The sequence below is a fragment of the Amycolatopsis sp. NPDC051371 genome (assembly GCF_040682155.1).
GTDB lineage: Bacteria > Actinomycetota > Actinomycetes > Mycobacteriales > Pseudonocardiaceae > Amycolatopsis.
This window is the reverse complement of record NZ_JBFBAG010000021.1, coordinates 110,284-125,367: the sequence shown is the minus strand read 5'-3', so window position 1 is coordinate 125,367 and position 15,084 is coordinate 110,284. Positions and strand designations below refer to the sequence as shown.

Here is a 15,084-nt window from a genome sequence, read left to right as displayed (position 1 = left end):
ATGTTTACGTGAACATCGATCATCGGAGTTCGCATGACCCGCATCCGTCGTCGCATGCGCACCATCCTGATCGCGGTCCTCACCGCACCCCTGCTCACCATTCCCCAGCCCGCTTCCGCCGTCACCAACGCCTTCCGCGGCGTCAACTGGGCCGACGCCCGCGACAACTACGTGGACGGGTGGGTCATCCCGACCGGCCTCACCGCCGGCGACAGCTACGACGTCGTCCGCACCAAGGCCGACGGCATCATCGCCGGCTTCCAGCAGCAGCTGGGCGCGAACACCGTGCGGCTGCCGATCAACCCGCAGAGCGTCAACTCGGACTGGTGGGCGCGGTACAAGGGTGCCGCGGACTCGGCGCTGGCCCACGGCATGAAGGTCATCTTCGGGTACTGGGAAGCGAACAAGGACGGCCTCGTCGACGACGTCACCGCGTGGAACACCATGTGGGACCGCGTCACCGGCGACTACGGGAGCAACGCCAACGTCTACTTCGAGCCGATGAACGAGCCGTTCGGCTACAGCCTGAACAGCTGGGTTTCGCTCTGCTCGACCTGGTTGTCCCGTCATTCCGGCATCCCGCGCGGCCGGGTCCTGATCAGCGGCACCGGCTACAACGACAACGTCACGGGCGTCGGGGCGGCGAGCGCGTTGACCGGCACGCTGTTGTCGCTGCACTTCTACGGTTTCTGGGCCTCGGACACGACCCGCTCGGCGTGGACGGCCAACCTGAGCAACCGGCTCGGCTCGTACTCCTCGCGCACGATCATCGACGAGGCAGGCTCGCCGATGACGACCGGACTGGACTACTCCGCCGGGCACCAGGACGGCAACGTCTTCACCGCGTACTTCGCCGCCACCACCGACCTGGCGCGGTCACGGCAGATGGGCGTCGTCTACTGGCCCGGCCTGCGCTCGGGGGACACCTACTCGATCACGCGGCAGAGCGGCAGTGGCTTGGCGGTCAACAACTCGTCAGGGGTGGTGCAGCTGCGCTGGGGCTGGGGCCTGTAGTCACCAGGCCGTCGAGAGGTCGGCGTGCTGCCGGACCCACGCGTGCATGACGATCCCCGCCGCCACGCCCGCGTTGATCGAGCGCGTCGTCCCGAACTGGGCGATCGACACCACCAGGGACGCCGCTTCCTGCGTGCCCTCGGACAATCCCGGCCCCTCCTGACCGAACACCAGCACGCACTCGCGCGGCAGCGAGGCCGTCTCGACCGGCTCGGACCCCGGTGTGTTGTCGACCGCGACGACCGCCAGCCCCTGCTCGGACGCGAACGTCACGAGACCCGAGACGTCGTCGTGGTGGCGAAGGTGCTGGTAGCGATCCGTCACCATCGCGCCGCGGCGGTTCCAGCGGCGGCGGCCGACGATGTGGACCTCCGCCGCCGCGAAGGCGTTCGCCGTGCGGACCACCGTGCCGATGTTGTGGTCGTGCTGGAAGTTCTCGATCGCGACGTGGAACGGGTGCCGTCGGCTGTCCACATCGGACACGATCGCCTCGCGGCGCCAGTAGCGGTAGGCGTCGACGACGTTGCGTCGGTCGCCGTCGCGCAGCAGGTCCGGGTCGTACCGCTCGTCCGACGGCCAGTCACCCGGCCAGGGGCCGACGCCGACCTCTTCACGGCTGACCCACTCGGTGGGTCCGGCGTCGGGAGGTGTGCTCACCCCCCGATTGTCGCCTAGCCCAAGCGCACCCGGTGCGTCCGGGCGTCCTCGCTGTGGTCGCGGTGGCGCCAGCGGTGGTAGACGCCGACGTAGGAGTACACGACCACCGCGATCGCGACGACGCCGATCGCCGGCAGCCACGACTGGGGGAACACCGTGCCGTACAGGTAGTAGGCGTTGAACCCGCCGGGCAGGTCACCGAGGCCCTGCTGGTGGCGGAAGAAGTTCTCCAGCGCGGTGAACGGGCACGGCACCGGCGCCACGTTGACCAGGATGCCCCAGGCAACGGCGAGCATGTGGACGAAGATCAGCTTCGGCCAGCGCCAGGCGACGAATCCGCCGAAACCGATGAGGAGCAAGGCCAAAAGGTGTACCGCGACAGTCACTTCCGCCAAGAACTTCGCCACCACACGCCCCCTTCACCGAACCCCCTACCAGCGACTTTACTCCGGTGATCGGATTCCGCCGCCTTCAGGAATGCCCGGCTCTGTGATGTTCAACCCACCGGAGCAACCCGTTCACCCCGGCGGTGCCGGCGGCGTCACGCCCGGTGGGAATTCCGGTGGGCGTTTTGCCGGGTACTTCGTCGGCTCCTCGTGCGGGTACTGCTCGGGCGGCCTTTTCCACGGCGGGTGGTGATCGGGCCGCTCCGGCGGCTCGTCGGGCTTCGACGGCTCGTCCATGCCTCCGACGGTACGCCGGGCGGGATCAGCGCACCCGGTCGCTCGGCGCGGGCTCCTCGTCGCCGGGCAGGTGGACGTCGCTGACGTTGATGTTCACCTCGACGACCTGCAGCCCGGTCATCTGCTCGATCGACGTGACGACGTTGCGGCGCACCGACCGCGCGAGGTCGGCGATGGCGACGCCGTACTCGACGAGGATCTGCAGGTCGACGGCCGCCTGCCTCTCGCCGACCTCGACCGAGACACCCTGGCCGGCACTGGCCGAGGCACCCGGGATGCGGTCGCGCAGGGCGCCGAACGCCCGCGCCGCGCCACCTCCGAGGTCGTGCACGCCGGTGACTTCGCGCGCGGCGAGCCCGGCGATCTTCTGCACCACGGTGTCGGCGATCGTGGTGGTGCCCTGCTTCGTCACGAGAGCGGCGGTCTCGGTCTTCTCGGCGGTCGCGGTCATGGTGATCCTCCCTGAATGTCCTGAGCCCCAAGGCTTTTCGTAACCAAGGACCCGCGGGACGGGAGAGGATCACTGTGATGTGGGTCTCGCGAACGCCGCGCCGTCGAGGTCGGTGACCACCAGCCGCAGCCGCGCGTTCTCCCACTCCGTCCCCGCCAGCACCGGACGCACCACAGCCGCGGCCCGGTCGAGCAACGGCGGGATCGGCAGCCGCGTCGCGATCAGGCGAAGCTCGACCACCTCGGCCGACAGGTCGACCGCCAGGCCGGCCCAGTCGACCGGCAGCCACGTCGTCCCGGAGGAAACCGGGGTTGCCGGGCGGAGACCGTCCACCGCTTCGAGGGCGCCGACGATCCTCTCGACGGCTTCGGCCGCGGTCACCGGTCCTCGATGTCCATGATGGACACCGAAACCTCGTCGACGACCAGGCCGGTCTGCTCGGTCACGAACCGCCCGACCGCGCGCTGGACGGCCCGGCCCACCGCCGCGGCCTGGTCGGCCGCCGACGTCACCAGGTCGATCTCGACGGTCACCCGGCCGTCCGCCGTGCGGACCCTGACGCCGTCCGCCGGCGCCGGGTCGAGGCCCTTCCAGCGTTGACGGGCGGCTCGCGTCCACGCCGTGACCAGGCCGCGCAGGCCCGGTTCGAGCCGCACCACGCCCGGCGTGCCGACCGCCGCCCGCGCCGCCACCGAAGCGATCACCGGATCGGCGATGACGTAGTCCACGCTCATTCCCCTGTCTCCCCGACAGTGTCTTCCTCAACAGTGTCTTCCTCGAAGAGGTCGTCCACCAGCAGGTCGAGCTTCGCCAGCGTCAGCCCCACCCGGGCCGCGGCCGCCGCGGTCACCCGCTCCCGCACCAGCGCCAACGCTTCACCGCCGGTGACGTTCCGCAGACTCACCGCGAGAGTGAGCTCCACCTCGACGACACCGCCGACGCCGCCCCTGGTGCCCGGCCGCACCCGGCAGCGTCGCGCCCGGACGCCGTCGACCGTGTCCGCCGCGTACCGCAGCACCGCGGCCACGGCCTGCTCGCTGATCTCGACCGACCCCGGTTCCGGGGTCGGCAGCGCCACCATCGAGCCGCGCCGCACCTCGGCCCGCACCGCCGACATGATCCGGCCGAACAAGGCCGGCGGCACGTCGTCCTCGACCACCAGCTCCGCGGTGGCCTCGCGCAGGGCCAGCAGGCTCTCGCGCGCGGCCCGGCAGTGCGCGCAGGTCAGCTCGTGCTCGTCGGCCAGCCCGGCGCCGACCGCGTCGAGCCGCTCCCACACCTGCTCGACATCGCGTTCGCAGGGCAGCTCGTAGTCCGTCATCGCCATGGCTTCATCACCTCCGCCAGCTGGGCCCGGGCCCGCGCGATCCGGCCGCGGACCGCGGTCGCGTTCGCGCCGACGACTTCGCCGATCTCCTCGTAGGACCGGCCGTGCACTTCACGCAGCAGCCAGCACGCTCTCTGTTCCGGCGTCAGCTGCGCCAGCGCCGCGTTCAACGCCGCGAGCTGGCCGCTGACCTGGGCGGCCCGCTCCGGCTGGAGGTCTGACCGCGGCGACTCGGCGGTGTCGAGGTCGACGTCCGCCTGGGGCTTGCGCGCCCGGATCGCGTTGAGGCAGCGGTTCGTGGTGGCTCGGTAGAGCCACCCGACGAACGCCGCATCCTCGCCGAGCTGGCCGAGCTTGCGCCACGCGTTGAGGAAGACCTCCTGCACGACGTCCTCGGCGTCGCCGCGGTGCGCGAGCATCTTCACGGCGAGCCGGAATATCGGCCCCTGGTAGCGCAGCACGAGCTGCTCGTACGCCCGGACGTCGCCATCCTTCGCGCGCGCGACGAGGGTCGCGTCGTCGAGCGGTGTAGCGGCGGTCGTCACGGCACCTCCTCGGCAGGAGGACACCGGCGAGCGGAAAACGTCACGGGGTGATTGTCGGTGACCTGAGTCACCGAGGCGAATCAGTCCAGGCCGAGGTCGTCCTTGCCGAGGACGAACCGGTACTCCAGGCCTTCCTTCTCGATGGCCTCGCGCGCCCCCGTGTCGCGGTCGACCACCGTAACCACGCCGATCACGTTCGCGCCCGCCTCACGCAGGGCCGCGACCGCTTCGAGCACGCTGCCGCCCGTGGTCGAGGTGTCCTCGACCGCCAAGACGCGCTGCCCGCGGACCTCCATGCCCTCGATGCGCCGCTGCATGCCGTGTTCCTTGACGGACTTCCGGACGACGAACGCGTCGAGCACGACGCCGTCGGTCGCCGCGGAGTGCAGCATCGCCAGCGCGACCGGGTCGGCACCGAGCGTCAGCCCGCCCGCGGCGACGTAGTCCCAGTCCGCGGTGAGCTGGCGCAGCAGCTTGCCGATCAATGGTGCGGCCGCGTGGTGCAGCGTCGCGCGCCGGAGGTCGATGTAGTAGTCGGCTTCCTTGCCGGACGCCAGGGTCACTTTTCCGTGCACCACGGAAAGATCGGTGACCAGCCTGGCCAATTCGAGTTTCGCCGCTTGATCCAACCCGGTGTTCGCCACGGCCGAGAGTCTTACACACGACCGTTCTCACTCACCGATGGATGTGGCGTCGACCGCACGCCCGCGCGTCGCGGCCCAGGCCGGGACGAGGATCGCGACGAGCGAGAGCACCACGGCGATCGCGAGCACCACCAGGTAGATCGCCAATGGTCCGGACGGCAGCACCGATCGGCTGACCACCAGGCAGAACGGCACGATCGAGCCCGCCGCGACAACCGTCCCGAGCAGCACCGCGATGGTCGCGATCAGCCCGCCTTCGACGCCGGCCATCCGCAGCACCTGGCCGCGGGTGAACCCGCTCAGCCGCTGGAGCCCGAACTCCCGGCGCCGCTTGGCGGTGGACATCACCAGCGTGTTGACGACCGAGATCACCGTGTACGCGATGATCATCCCGACGAGCAGGTAGTTGACCCAGGCGCCGATCTCGTTGCCCTTCGCGTGTGCCGCGATGAGCGCGTCACGATCACCGACAGCCACCGGCAACCCCGCTGTCGCCTCGCGAAGCCGCGAAGTCAGCGTCGCCGTGTCGACACCCGGGGCAGCGCGGACCAGCAGCTGCGGAGCGAGCCCGAGCGTCGTGTGCGGAGCCAGCAGCGACGCGGGCAGCACGAGCCGTTCGAACCCGGCGCGCTGGCTCACGACGGCGGTCACCCGCACGTCCACCGGCGTGCCGTCGCCGAGCCGCAGCGACAGCGTGTCGCCGACGTGGCGGCCGAGCGTCGACGGCACCTCGACGGCGTTCCCGCTCAGCTCGCTGACCCCGAGCGCGGGCCAGCCGTCGTCATCCTGGTTCGAGTCGTACGGCTTCTCGACGAACACCGTGCTCGTGACGTACTCCGACGCACCGGCGACCCCCGGCACCGCGGCGACGCGACCGAGCACCGACGGGTCGAGCCCGCCCGGCCCGGCGACGACCGCGTCCGCACGCAGGTCCTCGGTGTACGCCTGGTTCGAGACGGCTTCCTGGGTGGTCTGCAGGTAGATGTTGGCGGTCGCGATGCCGACCGCGAGCATGATCGGGGTGACCGCGCCGGCCGTCCGGACCGCGCCGACGCGGGTGTTGAGCAGCGCGACCCGGCCGGTGACGCCGCTGAAGGCCTGGACCGGCCAGCGCAGCAGCATCGCCGTCACCTTGGTGACACCCGGGCTGATCGCCGCGAGCCCGAACGCCCACAGCATCACCGCGGGCCCGGCCGTGCTGGCCGCGACCGGGCCGGTCATCACGGCGACCGTGACGATGGCCAGCGCCGTCCCGCCCGCGAAGCACAGGATCGCGGTGATCACCCGGATCGGCGTCAGCCAGCGCCGTTCGACGGTGGCTTCCGCCAAGGCCTCGGTCGGCCGGACCTTCGAAGCACGGCGTCCGGCGACGAACGACGCGGCGATGACGGCCAGCAGTGACGCACCCGCGGCGACCGTCGCCGGGAGCCAGCCCTGCTCGAACCGCAGCACGTCCGGCACGACGTGGTTGGCCGCGAGCTCGCCGAACAGCCACTTCCCGAGCACCGGGCCGAGCACGACCGCGACGGCGACCGCGAGCACGCCGACGACCAGCGCCTCGCCCAGCACCATCCGCCGCAGCTGACGCGGGGTCGTGCCGATCGCGCGCAGCAGCGCGAGTTCGCGCTGGCGCTGCTGGGTCGACAGCGTGAGCGTGCCCGCGACGACGAACACCATGACCATCGCCGACAGCCCGCCCGAGACGGCGGCCAGCACGATCAGGTTCTCGCCGCTCTTGCCCACCTCGGGAAACTCCAGGACGCCGCGGTCGACACCGGTCGTCACGACCCCGGCGTCCCCGACCGCCGCCGTCACCGCTTCGACGTCACCCCCGAAGACGCCGATGGTGTCGAACTGCCCAGGGTGTCCCGAAAGCCGCGAAGCGTCCGAAGCCGCGAAGAAAAGTGCCGAGTCACGCATGGCCTGCGGTGCTTCGGCGATCCCCGAGACGCGGTAAGGGCTGACGACACCGTGCGCCGCGACGGGCAGCGTGTCCCCGATCGCGAAGCCGAGTCCGGCGTCGACCACGACTTCGCCCGGCTTCGGCGCTTCGCCCTTCAGCGCGTACGGCGTCAGCGCGGCGGAATCCCACGCGTGGCCGAGCGCGCTGCCGACGCCGATCTGCGCGGGGAAGCTGACCTCGCCGACCACGTCCGTGACGCCCGGGACCGCGCGCAGGCGGTCGGCCAGAGACGCGTCGACGCGGACGCGCTCGGGCAGGGTCGCGTTCTTGAACTTGTGCTTGTCGTCGGGGTCGAGGGTCGCCGGGTCCTCTTCGGGCAGTGCGAGCGTTTGCTGCCCGCCGACGACGATCGGCGCCGCGGCCAGCCGCTGCACCGGCGTCTCGGACCGGATGCCCGTCTCCATCAGGCCACCGCACGCCGAGACGATCAGCGCGCCGAAGAACACGGCGACGAACGTCGCCAGGAAGCCGCCTTTGCGCAGGCGGAGGGTCCGCAGGGCCAGCTTGAACATCAAGACCGCACCGCCAGCCGGTCCCAGGCACCCAGGTGGGTCATCCGCTCGGCGACGGCTTCCGCGGTCGGCCGCGAGAGCCGCCCGGCGATCCGGCCGTCGGCCAGGAACACGACCTCGTCGGCGTAGGACGCGGCGACCGGGTCGTGCGTCACCATGATCACCGTCTGGCCCGACGCCCGGACGGACTCGCGCAGCAGGCCGAGCACGTCGGCGGCGGTGCGGGTGTCGAGCGCGCCGGTCGGCTCGTCGGCGAACAGCACGGCCGGGTCGGTGACCAGCGCACGCGCGATCGCGACGCGCTGCTGCTGCCCGCCGGAGAGCTGCCCGGGCAGGTGCTTGCGGCGCCCGTCGAGCCCGACGTGCGTGAGGATCCGCGCCACGAGCCGCTTGTCCGGGCGCTTCCCGGCCAGCTGCAGCGGCAGCACGACGTTCTGCTCGACCGTCAGCGCCGAGAGCAGGTTGAACGCCTGGAAGACGAAGCCGACGCGGTCGCGGCGCAGCTTCGTCAGGTACGTCTCGCTCTTGCCGTCGAGGTCCTGCCCGTCGAGCACGACGCGGCCCGACGTCGGCCGGTCGAGCCCGGCCGCGCAGTGCAGGAAGGTGCTCTTGCCCGACCCCGACGGGCCCATCACCGCGGTGAACCCGCCGCGCGGGAACGAGATCGAGACCCCGTCCAGCGCGACCACGCCGTCGTACTCCTTGCGCACGGCCTCGAGCCGAACCGCCTCAGTCGTCATGGGGAAAACGCTAGGCAGGCAGCCCCTCGATCACCCTGGTGCGCACGCGCGTCTTCGGGGTAGGGACAGCCCTACTCCGGAGCTTTCACGTGAAAGCTCCGGCTCAGGTACGGCCCTTGCCGCCGAAGCCGCCGCTGATCCGGCGCAGCACCGCGCGCGGCAGCAGACCACCGATCGCGACGACGGCCTTGTACTGCAGGCTCGGCACCGAGATCACCTTGCCGCGGCGCAGGTCCGCGAGCGCCTCGCCGACCACCTGTTCGACACCCAGCCAGGCGATTTTGGGGCCCGGCTTGCCGATACCGGCCCGCTGATGGAATTCGGTGGCCGTGAAACCGGGGCAGAGGGCCATCATCCGGACACCCTTCGGCAGCGACGCGGCGATGCCCTCGGTGAACGACGTGACCCAGTTCTTGCTGGCCGTGTACGTCGAACCGCGGCCGCTGAAGAAGCCCGCGACGCTGCTGACCTGGATGATCTCGCCGTGACCGCGCTCGATCATGCCGGGCAGCACGGCCCGGGTCAGCCGCAGGACCGCGGTGACATTGACGTCGAGCTGGCGCTGCAGCGCGTCCGGCGGGATCGTCCAGAAGTCGCCGTTCAGCCCGAACCCGGCGTTGTTCACCAGCAGGTCGACCGGGCCGGCGGCGAGCCGCTCCTCGACCGCCGTCCGTCCGTCCACTTCGGACAAGTCGGCGGGGAGCACCTCGACGGCGACGCCGTGCTTTTCCCGCAGCTCAGCGGCGTAGGCCTCCAGGCGCGCGGTGTCGCGGGCGACGAGCACCAGGTCGTACTTCTCGGCGGCGAGCGTGCGCGCGAACTGCGCGCCGATGCCCGCGGTGGCTCCGGTGATCACGGCGGTGGTGGTCATGTGGGTGAACGATACCCACAGGTCAGGGCCTCCGGGTGCAGTCGTTTCACGCCCGGGCTATCGTCCCGATCATGGGTAAGCACAGCAGGCGCAAGAGCGGCTACCTGCCCAGGGTCGCCGCCGGCGCGGCCCCCGTAGCTCTCCTGTTCGCGGCCCCCGCGGTGGCACTCGCGGCCCCGGCCGAACTCACCTTGCCGATCGACCACCGGCACACCACGACGCTCGACAGCGACGGCGACACACTCTCCGCGAGCCGTCGCGACGTCGTCGTCAAGCAGCTCGGGGACACCCGGCTAGCGTCCGACCTCACGGAGGCCGTCGCCACGCGCGGCGACCGCGCGGGCGCCGTCGAGCGGGGGCACCAGGGCGTCTGGCTCACCAAGGGTGTCGACGTCCTGAGCGAGAACGCCGAGCAGCTCGACGCCGGGCTGTTCGCGGGAGACCTCACGGGTGGGATCGCGGCCCGCCACTCGTCCGGTCAGGCCGTCGACCTCGGCCAGCTCGGCGCGGTCGGCACGGCGTCCGAGCAGCACGTCATCGGCAATTTCGCCGGCGACCTCGACGTGGGGCAGGCGCACGAGCTCGGCGGCCAGCTCGGGCCGGCGTCGGGCCTGGTCAAGACGTCACAGAACCGGGCATCGGGCTCGTTCAGCGGCGATCTCGGGGTCGACCACGTCGTCCACGTCCAGGGCGCCACGACGTCCATGCGCGGCACGCTGGCGGTCAGCGTGCTCGACCAGCCGGTGCTCGGCCTCTAGTCCTGCGGGTCCGCGGGCGGCGGCTGCTGCACCGGGATCCCGGCGGCCGGGGTCGGCGTGGTGCCGCCGACGGACGGGATGGGCGCGCTCGCCTGGTGGCGGCCGGCGTCGTAGTCCTCGTCGAACGGGTCGACGATGTCCGCGATCTCGCCGAGGTCGCGCAGCAGGCGCTCGAGCCGGGACGGACCGGCGGTCGGGACGACGCTGGCGAGCACCCACTCGGCCTCGAGCCAGGCCACGCCGACGTCGCCGCCGAGCTGGTCCGCGGCGTCGACGAGCTCCTGGGTGATCACCGCGCGAGCGCCGTCGGCGTCGTCGGCGAAGGCGTAGCGCGAGCCGATCGGGCCGAGCATCTCCGGCATGTCGGCGCGCTGGAACGGCACGCTGGACAGCCACATCTCGATCGGGATCCGGTGCTTCTTGTTGCAGCGCACGGCGACGACAACGGCCGGGATCTGCCCCTCGGACTCGATGTCGAAGATGAACACGGGACGGCGGCCGTCGGAGGTGAAGGTCGACCCCGCGACGACGTTCACGGCGGCGTCCGCGCCGAAGTAGCCGATCGCGCCGTTGGACCACTGCTGCGGCAGCCGTTCGTCCTCCTCGACGAACTGCCAGCCGCGCAACTGCGCCCAGCGCATGCGCTCGCGGTTGCGCGAGCCCTCCTTCGCCCGGTCGGCAGCGAGCAGCCCGAGGCCCGCCACCAGGGCGACGGCCGCGATGACGAACCAGATCCACGCCGGAATACCCACGACGTGCAGGGTATCGCCTGCTACGCCGAAGAGATGATCGCCGGTACCCGTGTCGCCGGGCCCGTTCGGACCAATTCCCCGCACCCGGGTCGACAAATCGCCACAACTCACCACTGTGGACGCCCGCGAAAAGCCGTGAAGGCCTCCTTCCCGGCCATAAGAGCCGGTAAGGAGGCCTTCACGGACTTGCGGGTCAGACGCGGGTGACGGTCAGCGAGTCACCGGCTTCCAGCTCCGGGATGTCGACGCGCACCGTGTCGCCGTCCCGGACCTCGCCCGACAGCAGCTCCTTCGCCAGCTTGTCGCCGATCGCCGACTGGACCAGCCGCCGGAGCGGGCGGGCGCCGTAGATCGGGTCGAAGCCGTTGAGCGCGAGCCACTCGCGGGCGCCGTCGGTGACCTCCAGGTTCAGCCGGCGCTGCGCCAGCCGCGCGGCCAGCCGCGCCACCTGGATGTCCACAATGGACGTCAGCTGCTCGGTGCCGAGCGAGTGGAACACGACGATGTCGTCGAGCCGGTTGAGGAACTCCGGCTTGAACTGCCGCTGCACCACCGAGAGCACCGCGTCACGCCGCTGCCGCTCGTCGAGCGACGGGTCGGCGATGGCCTGCGAACCGAGGTTCGACGTCAGGATCAGGATGGTGTTGCGGAAGTCCACCGTCCGGCCCTGGCCGTCGGTCAGCCGCCCGTCGTCGAGGACCTGCAGCAGCACGTCGAAGACGTCCGGGTGGGCCTTCTCCACCTCGTCGAGCAGCACCACCGAGTACGGCCGGCGCCGGACGGCCTCGGTCAGCTGCCCGCCCTGGTCGTACCCGACGTACCCCGGCGGGGCACCGACCAGGCGCGCCACCGAGTGCTTCTCGGCGTACTCGCTCATGTCGATCCGCTGGATCGCGCGCTCGTCGTCGAACAGGAACTCCGCCAGCGCCTTGGCCAGCTCGGTCTTGCCGACGCCGGTCGGGCCGAGGAACAGGAACGAGCCGGTCGGACGGTCGGGGTCGGCGACGCCGGCCCGGCTGCGGCGCACCGCGTCCGCCACGACCTGCACGGCTTCGGCCTGCCCGATGACCCGCCGGCCCAGCTCGTCCTCCATCCGGAGGAGCTTGCCGGTCTCGCCTTCGAGCAGCCGGCCCGCCGGGATGCCGGTCCACGCACTGACGACGTCCGCGACGTCGTCCGCGCCGACCTCTTCCTTGAGCATCACGTTCTGCTGGCTGGCCTCGCTCGCCGCGGTGGCCGCTTCGAACTCCTTCTCCAGCGCCGGGATCCGGCCGTAGCGCAGCTCGGCGGCCTTGCCGAGGTCACCGTCGCGCTCGGCGCGTTCGGACTCGCCGCGCAGCTGCTCGAGCTGCTCCTTGAGCTCGCGGACCTTCTCGATGGAGCCCTTCTCGTTCTGCCAGCGAGCGGTCAGCGCCGTCAGCGTCTCGCGCTTCTCCGCCAGCTCGCCGCGCAACGCCGCCAGCCGATCGCGAGAAGCCGCGTCGCTCTCCTTGGCGAGCGCCATCTCCTCGATCTCCAGGCGACGGACCGCGCGCTCGACCTCGTCGATCTCCACCGGCCGCGAGTCGATCTCCATGCGCAGCTTGGACGCGGCTTCGTCGACGAGGTCGATGGCCTTGTCCGGCAGGAAGCGCGCGGTGATGTAGCGGTCGGACAGCGTCGAGGCGGCGACCAGCGCGGCATCCGTGATGCGGACACCGTGGTGCACCTCGTAGCGTTCCTTGAGCCCGCGCAGGATCGCGATGGTGTCCTCCGGCGACGGCTCGCCGACGAGCACCTGCTGGAAGCGCCGCTCCAGGGCGGCGTCCTTCTCGATGTGCTGGCGGTACTCGTCGAGGGTGGTCGCGCCGACCATCCGCAGCTCGCCGCGGGCGAGCATCGGCTTGATCATGTTGCCGGCGTCCATGGAAGACTCAGTGCCCGAGCTCCCCGCGCCGACGATCGTGTGCAGCTCGTCGATGAACGTGACGACCTCGCCCGCGGAGTCGGTGATCTCCTTGAGCACGGCCTTCAGCCGCTCCTCGAACTCGCCGCGGAACTTCGCGCCGGCCACCATCGACCCGAGGTCGAGGGCGACGACGCGCTTGCCGCGCAGCGACTCCGGCACGTCCCCGGCGACGATGCGCTGGGCCAGCCCTTCGACGATGGCCGTCTTGCCGACGCCCGGCTCGCCGATCAGGACCGGGTTGTTCTTCGTGCGCCGCGACAGCACCTGCACGACGCGGCGGATCTCGGTGTCGCGCCCGATGACCGGGTCGAGCTCGCCGGCGCGGGCGCGCTCGGTGAGGTCGACGCCGTACTTCTCCAGCGCCTTGAACGTGCTCTCCGGGTCCTCACTGGTGATCCGGGCGGAGCCGCGGACCTTGACGAACGCCTCGCGCAGCGCGTCCGGCGTCGCGCCGTGGCGCTTGAGCAGGTCGGCGACCTGGCCGCCTTCGGTGGCGAGCCCGACGAGCAGGTGCTCGGTCGAGACGTACTCGTCGCCCAGCTCGGTCGCGAGCTTCTGCGCGTGCGTCAGCGACTTCACGGCGAAGGTGTCGAACTGCGGGCTCGACACCGTCGCGCCGGTCGCGGACGGCAGCGCCGCGATGAGCGGCTCGAGCTCCTTGTGCACCACCCCCGGGTCGGCCCCGACCGCGGTCAGCAGCGGTGCGGTCAGCCCCTCACCCTGCGCCAGCAGGGCGCCCAGCAGGTGGGCGGCCGCGACGTGCGGGTTGCCGGCCATGGTGGCCGCCTGCGCCGCGGACGAGATCGCCTGCTGGGTCTTCGTGGTCGGGTTGAAAGCGTCCATCCCTCACCTCATGCTCGGTACATCAAAAGTCCTGGTGACAGGCCTGACCGTGACCTGACACTATCCTTAACGCACGAAAACTTGAGTCTGTTCCGCTCAACTTCGACCAGGTGCGACGGCGCCCGCCGGCAACCGATGGCCCAGCGTGCCGAGCCCGGCCACGGCGAGGCCGGCGCACGCCCCCACCAGCACCCAGGGTAACCAGTCGGCGACCGAGAACAACGCCACCACGACGGGCGCGAGGACCTGCGCCACGGTGAACGCGTACTGGTACGCAGCGAGATAACGGCCGCGGGCCACCGGAGGTGCCGCGGCCTCGGCGAGAGCACCCGAACGCGGGCCGAAGACCAGGTCACCGGCGGCGAAGATCAGCGTCGACGCCAGCAGGTACCCCACGCGCCAGCCGTCGGGCACGAGCAGCACCCCGAGGCTGACCAGGCACCAGGCGGCGAACAGCGCCGAGCCGGCCCGCATGGCCGTGATCCGGGTCAACCGGGCGGTGAGCCGCAGCGCGAGCGTGCCGCCGACGCTCGTCAGCACGGTCAGCAGGGCGAGGATCGCGCCGGGCAGCCAGGCCGGGCCGTGCAGCCGGTCGAGCACGAACACCGGCGTGCCGATCAGGAAGAAGTCGAGCGAAAGCCCGAAGAGCCCGCTGAACAGGATCAAGGCGAGGTACGGCCGGTCGCGGAGCACCTTGACGGACCGCTCGTGGTGCTGCTCGTGCGGCCGCGCGAGCCGGCAGAAGAGGGCGAGGATCGACGCGGCCACGAAGAACGTCGCGACGTCGAGGACGAGCGCGACCCGGTACCCGCCGGCACCGAGCCACGTCAGCAACGCCCCCGCGACGAGCCCGCCGAGGCCGAAGCAGCCGGCCCGCACCATCCCCACCTCGGCGAACGGCCGATCCTTCGGGACGTCGCCCGCGACGTCGGCGATGAGCACGAACAGGGAGCTGTAGAACAGCTGCTGGCCGGTGGAGAGCAGGACCGCGGCGACGACCACCAGGCCCGCGCTGTCCGCGAGCAGGTACGCGCCCGCGCCGGCGGCCTGCAGCAGCTGGGCACCGATCACCACCGTGCGCGGCCCGACGCGGTCCACGAGGCGGCCGGCCAGCGGCGGCACGAAGAGCCCGCCGACGGTACCGAGCGTGACGGCCGTGCCCGCCACCACGAGCGGGGTGCCGACCACCTGCGTCACGTAGACGAGCGCCAAGGGAAGGAACAGTCCTGAGCCGAAGTTGTCGATCCCCAGCGCGCACAGCAGTGCGACCCGGCTACGCGTCACCCATCGACGTTAACCCTGTGGCACACCGCCAAGTCAGGACCGAACGGCCACATTCCGGCGGGCAAAATGCCACTGCCGGTGTCACCCCGGCG

At 71.2% G+C, this 15,084-nt stretch carries 17 protein-coding genes; 2 read left to right on the top strand and 15 right to left on the bottom strand.

The features are described from left to right. Window positions 1-33 precede the first annotated feature (33 nt). Window positions 34-1,014: a cellulase family glycosylhydrolase gene (locus tag AB0M59_RS25465; RefSeq protein ID WP_364619235.1), complete on the top strand. Its 981-nt coding sequence runs from the start codon at window positions 34-36 to the stop codon at window positions 1,012-1,014. On the opposite strand, the gene AB0M59_RS25460 is transcribed toward AB0M59_RS25465, so the two are convergent. From AB0M59_RS25460 to AB0M59_RS25405, 12 genes are all read right to left on the bottom strand, one after another. Continuing rightward, entirely contained in the window at window positions 1,015-1,671 is a 657-nt protein-coding gene (locus AB0M59_RS25460) for an RNA methyltransferase (protein ID WP_364619232.1), read from the bottom strand. A 14-nt stretch (window positions 1,672-1,685) separates the two neighbouring features. After that, on the bottom strand, window positions 1,686-2,078 hold the full coding sequence (locus AB0M59_RS25455; protein WP_364619229.1) for a DUF2784 domain-containing protein: 393 nt from the start codon (window positions 2,076-2,078) through the stop codon (window positions 1,686-1,688). Window positions 2,079-2,189: 111 nt separating this feature from the next. Then, window positions 2,190-2,354, bottom strand: coding sequence for a hypothetical protein (locus tag AB0M59_RS25450; protein WP_364619226.1), 165 nt, complete (start codon window positions 2,352-2,354; stop codon window positions 2,190-2,192). Window positions 2,355-2,379: 25 nt separating this feature from the next. After that, window positions 2,380-2,805, bottom strand: a complete 426-nt coding sequence (locus AB0M59_RS25445; RefSeq protein WP_364619224.1) for an Asp23/Gls24 family envelope stress response protein — start codon at window positions 2,803-2,805, stop codon at window positions 2,380-2,382. Between the two features lie 69 nt (window positions 2,806-2,874). Beyond that, window positions 2,875-3,186 carry a hypothetical protein gene (locus AB0M59_RS25440; RefSeq protein WP_364619222.1) on the bottom strand — a complete coding sequence of 104 codons (312 nt, stop codon included), beginning with the start codon at window positions 3,184-3,186 and terminating at the stop codon, window positions 2,875-2,877. Next, window positions 3,183-3,539, bottom strand: coding sequence for an Asp23/Gls24 family envelope stress response protein (locus tag AB0M59_RS25435; protein ID WP_364619219.1), 357 nt, complete (start codon window positions 3,537-3,539; stop codon window positions 3,183-3,185). The genes AB0M59_RS25440 and AB0M59_RS25435 overlap by 4 nt, the downstream gene beginning before the upstream one ends. Continuing rightward, window positions 3,536-4,132: an Asp23/Gls24 family envelope stress response protein gene (locus AB0M59_RS25430; protein WP_364619216.1), complete on the bottom strand. Its 597-nt coding sequence runs from the start codon at window positions 4,130-4,132 to the stop codon at window positions 3,536-3,538. The genes AB0M59_RS25435 and AB0M59_RS25430 overlap by 4 nt, the downstream gene beginning before the upstream one ends. Next, a complete protein-coding gene (locus AB0M59_RS25425) occupies window positions 4,123-4,677 on the bottom strand; it encodes a sigma-70 family RNA polymerase sigma factor (RefSeq protein WP_364619213.1) in 555 nt (184 codons plus the stop codon). Before AB0M59_RS25425 ends, AB0M59_RS25430 begins: the two co-directional genes overlap by 10 nt. 80 nt (window positions 4,678-4,757) lie before the next feature. Beyond that, window positions 4,758-5,321 carry an orotate phosphoribosyltransferase gene (gene pyrE / locus AB0M59_RS25420; RefSeq protein WP_364619210.1) on the bottom strand — a complete coding sequence of 188 codons (564 nt, stop codon included), beginning with the start codon at window positions 5,319-5,321 and terminating at the stop codon, window positions 4,758-4,760. A gap of 27 nt (window positions 5,322-5,348) precedes the next feature. After that, entirely contained in the window at window positions 5,349-7,796 is a 2,448-nt protein-coding gene (locus tag AB0M59_RS25415) for an ABC transporter permease (protein ID WP_364619208.1), read from the bottom strand. Then, entirely contained in the window at window positions 7,796-8,536 is a 741-nt protein-coding gene (locus tag AB0M59_RS25410) for an ABC transporter ATP-binding protein (RefSeq protein WP_364619207.1), read from the bottom strand. Before AB0M59_RS25410 ends, AB0M59_RS25415 begins: the two co-directional genes overlap by 1 nt. A 103-nt stretch (window positions 8,537-8,639) precedes the next feature. Then, window positions 8,640-9,407: an SDR family oxidoreductase gene (locus AB0M59_RS25405; RefSeq protein ID WP_364619205.1), complete on the bottom strand. Its 768-nt coding sequence runs from the start codon at window positions 9,405-9,407 to the stop codon at window positions 8,640-8,642. A 71-nt stretch (window positions 9,408-9,478) separates the two neighbouring features. Between AB0M59_RS25405 and AB0M59_RS25400 the strand changes: the two genes are divergently transcribed. Next, entirely contained in the window at window positions 9,479-10,165 is a 687-nt protein-coding gene (locus tag AB0M59_RS25400) for a hypothetical protein (protein ID WP_364619203.1), read from the top strand. Here AB0M59_RS25400 and AB0M59_RS25395 read toward each other — a convergent pair. The 3 genes from AB0M59_RS25395 to AB0M59_RS25385 form a co-directional block, all read right to left on the bottom strand. After that, window positions 10,162-10,917 (bottom strand): hypothetical protein, encoded by a 756-nt coding sequence (locus tag AB0M59_RS25395; protein WP_364619201.1) that lies wholly within the window; start codon window positions 10,915-10,917, stop codon window positions 10,162-10,164. The two genes, AB0M59_RS25400 and AB0M59_RS25395, sit on opposite strands and share 4 nt — an antisense overlap. A gap of 193 nt (window positions 10,918-11,110) precedes the next feature. Then, complete coding sequence (gene clpB / locus AB0M59_RS25390) at window positions 11,111-13,708, bottom strand: ATP-dependent chaperone ClpB (protein ID WP_364619198.1); 2,598 nt, start codon at window positions 13,706-13,708, stop codon at window positions 11,111-11,113. 96 nt (window positions 13,709-13,804) lie between these two features. After that, window positions 13,805-14,992: an MFS transporter gene (locus AB0M59_RS25385; RefSeq protein WP_364619195.1), complete on the bottom strand. Its 1,188-nt coding sequence runs from the start codon at window positions 14,990-14,992 to the stop codon at window positions 13,805-13,807. Window positions 14,993-15,084: the final 92 nt, after the last annotated feature.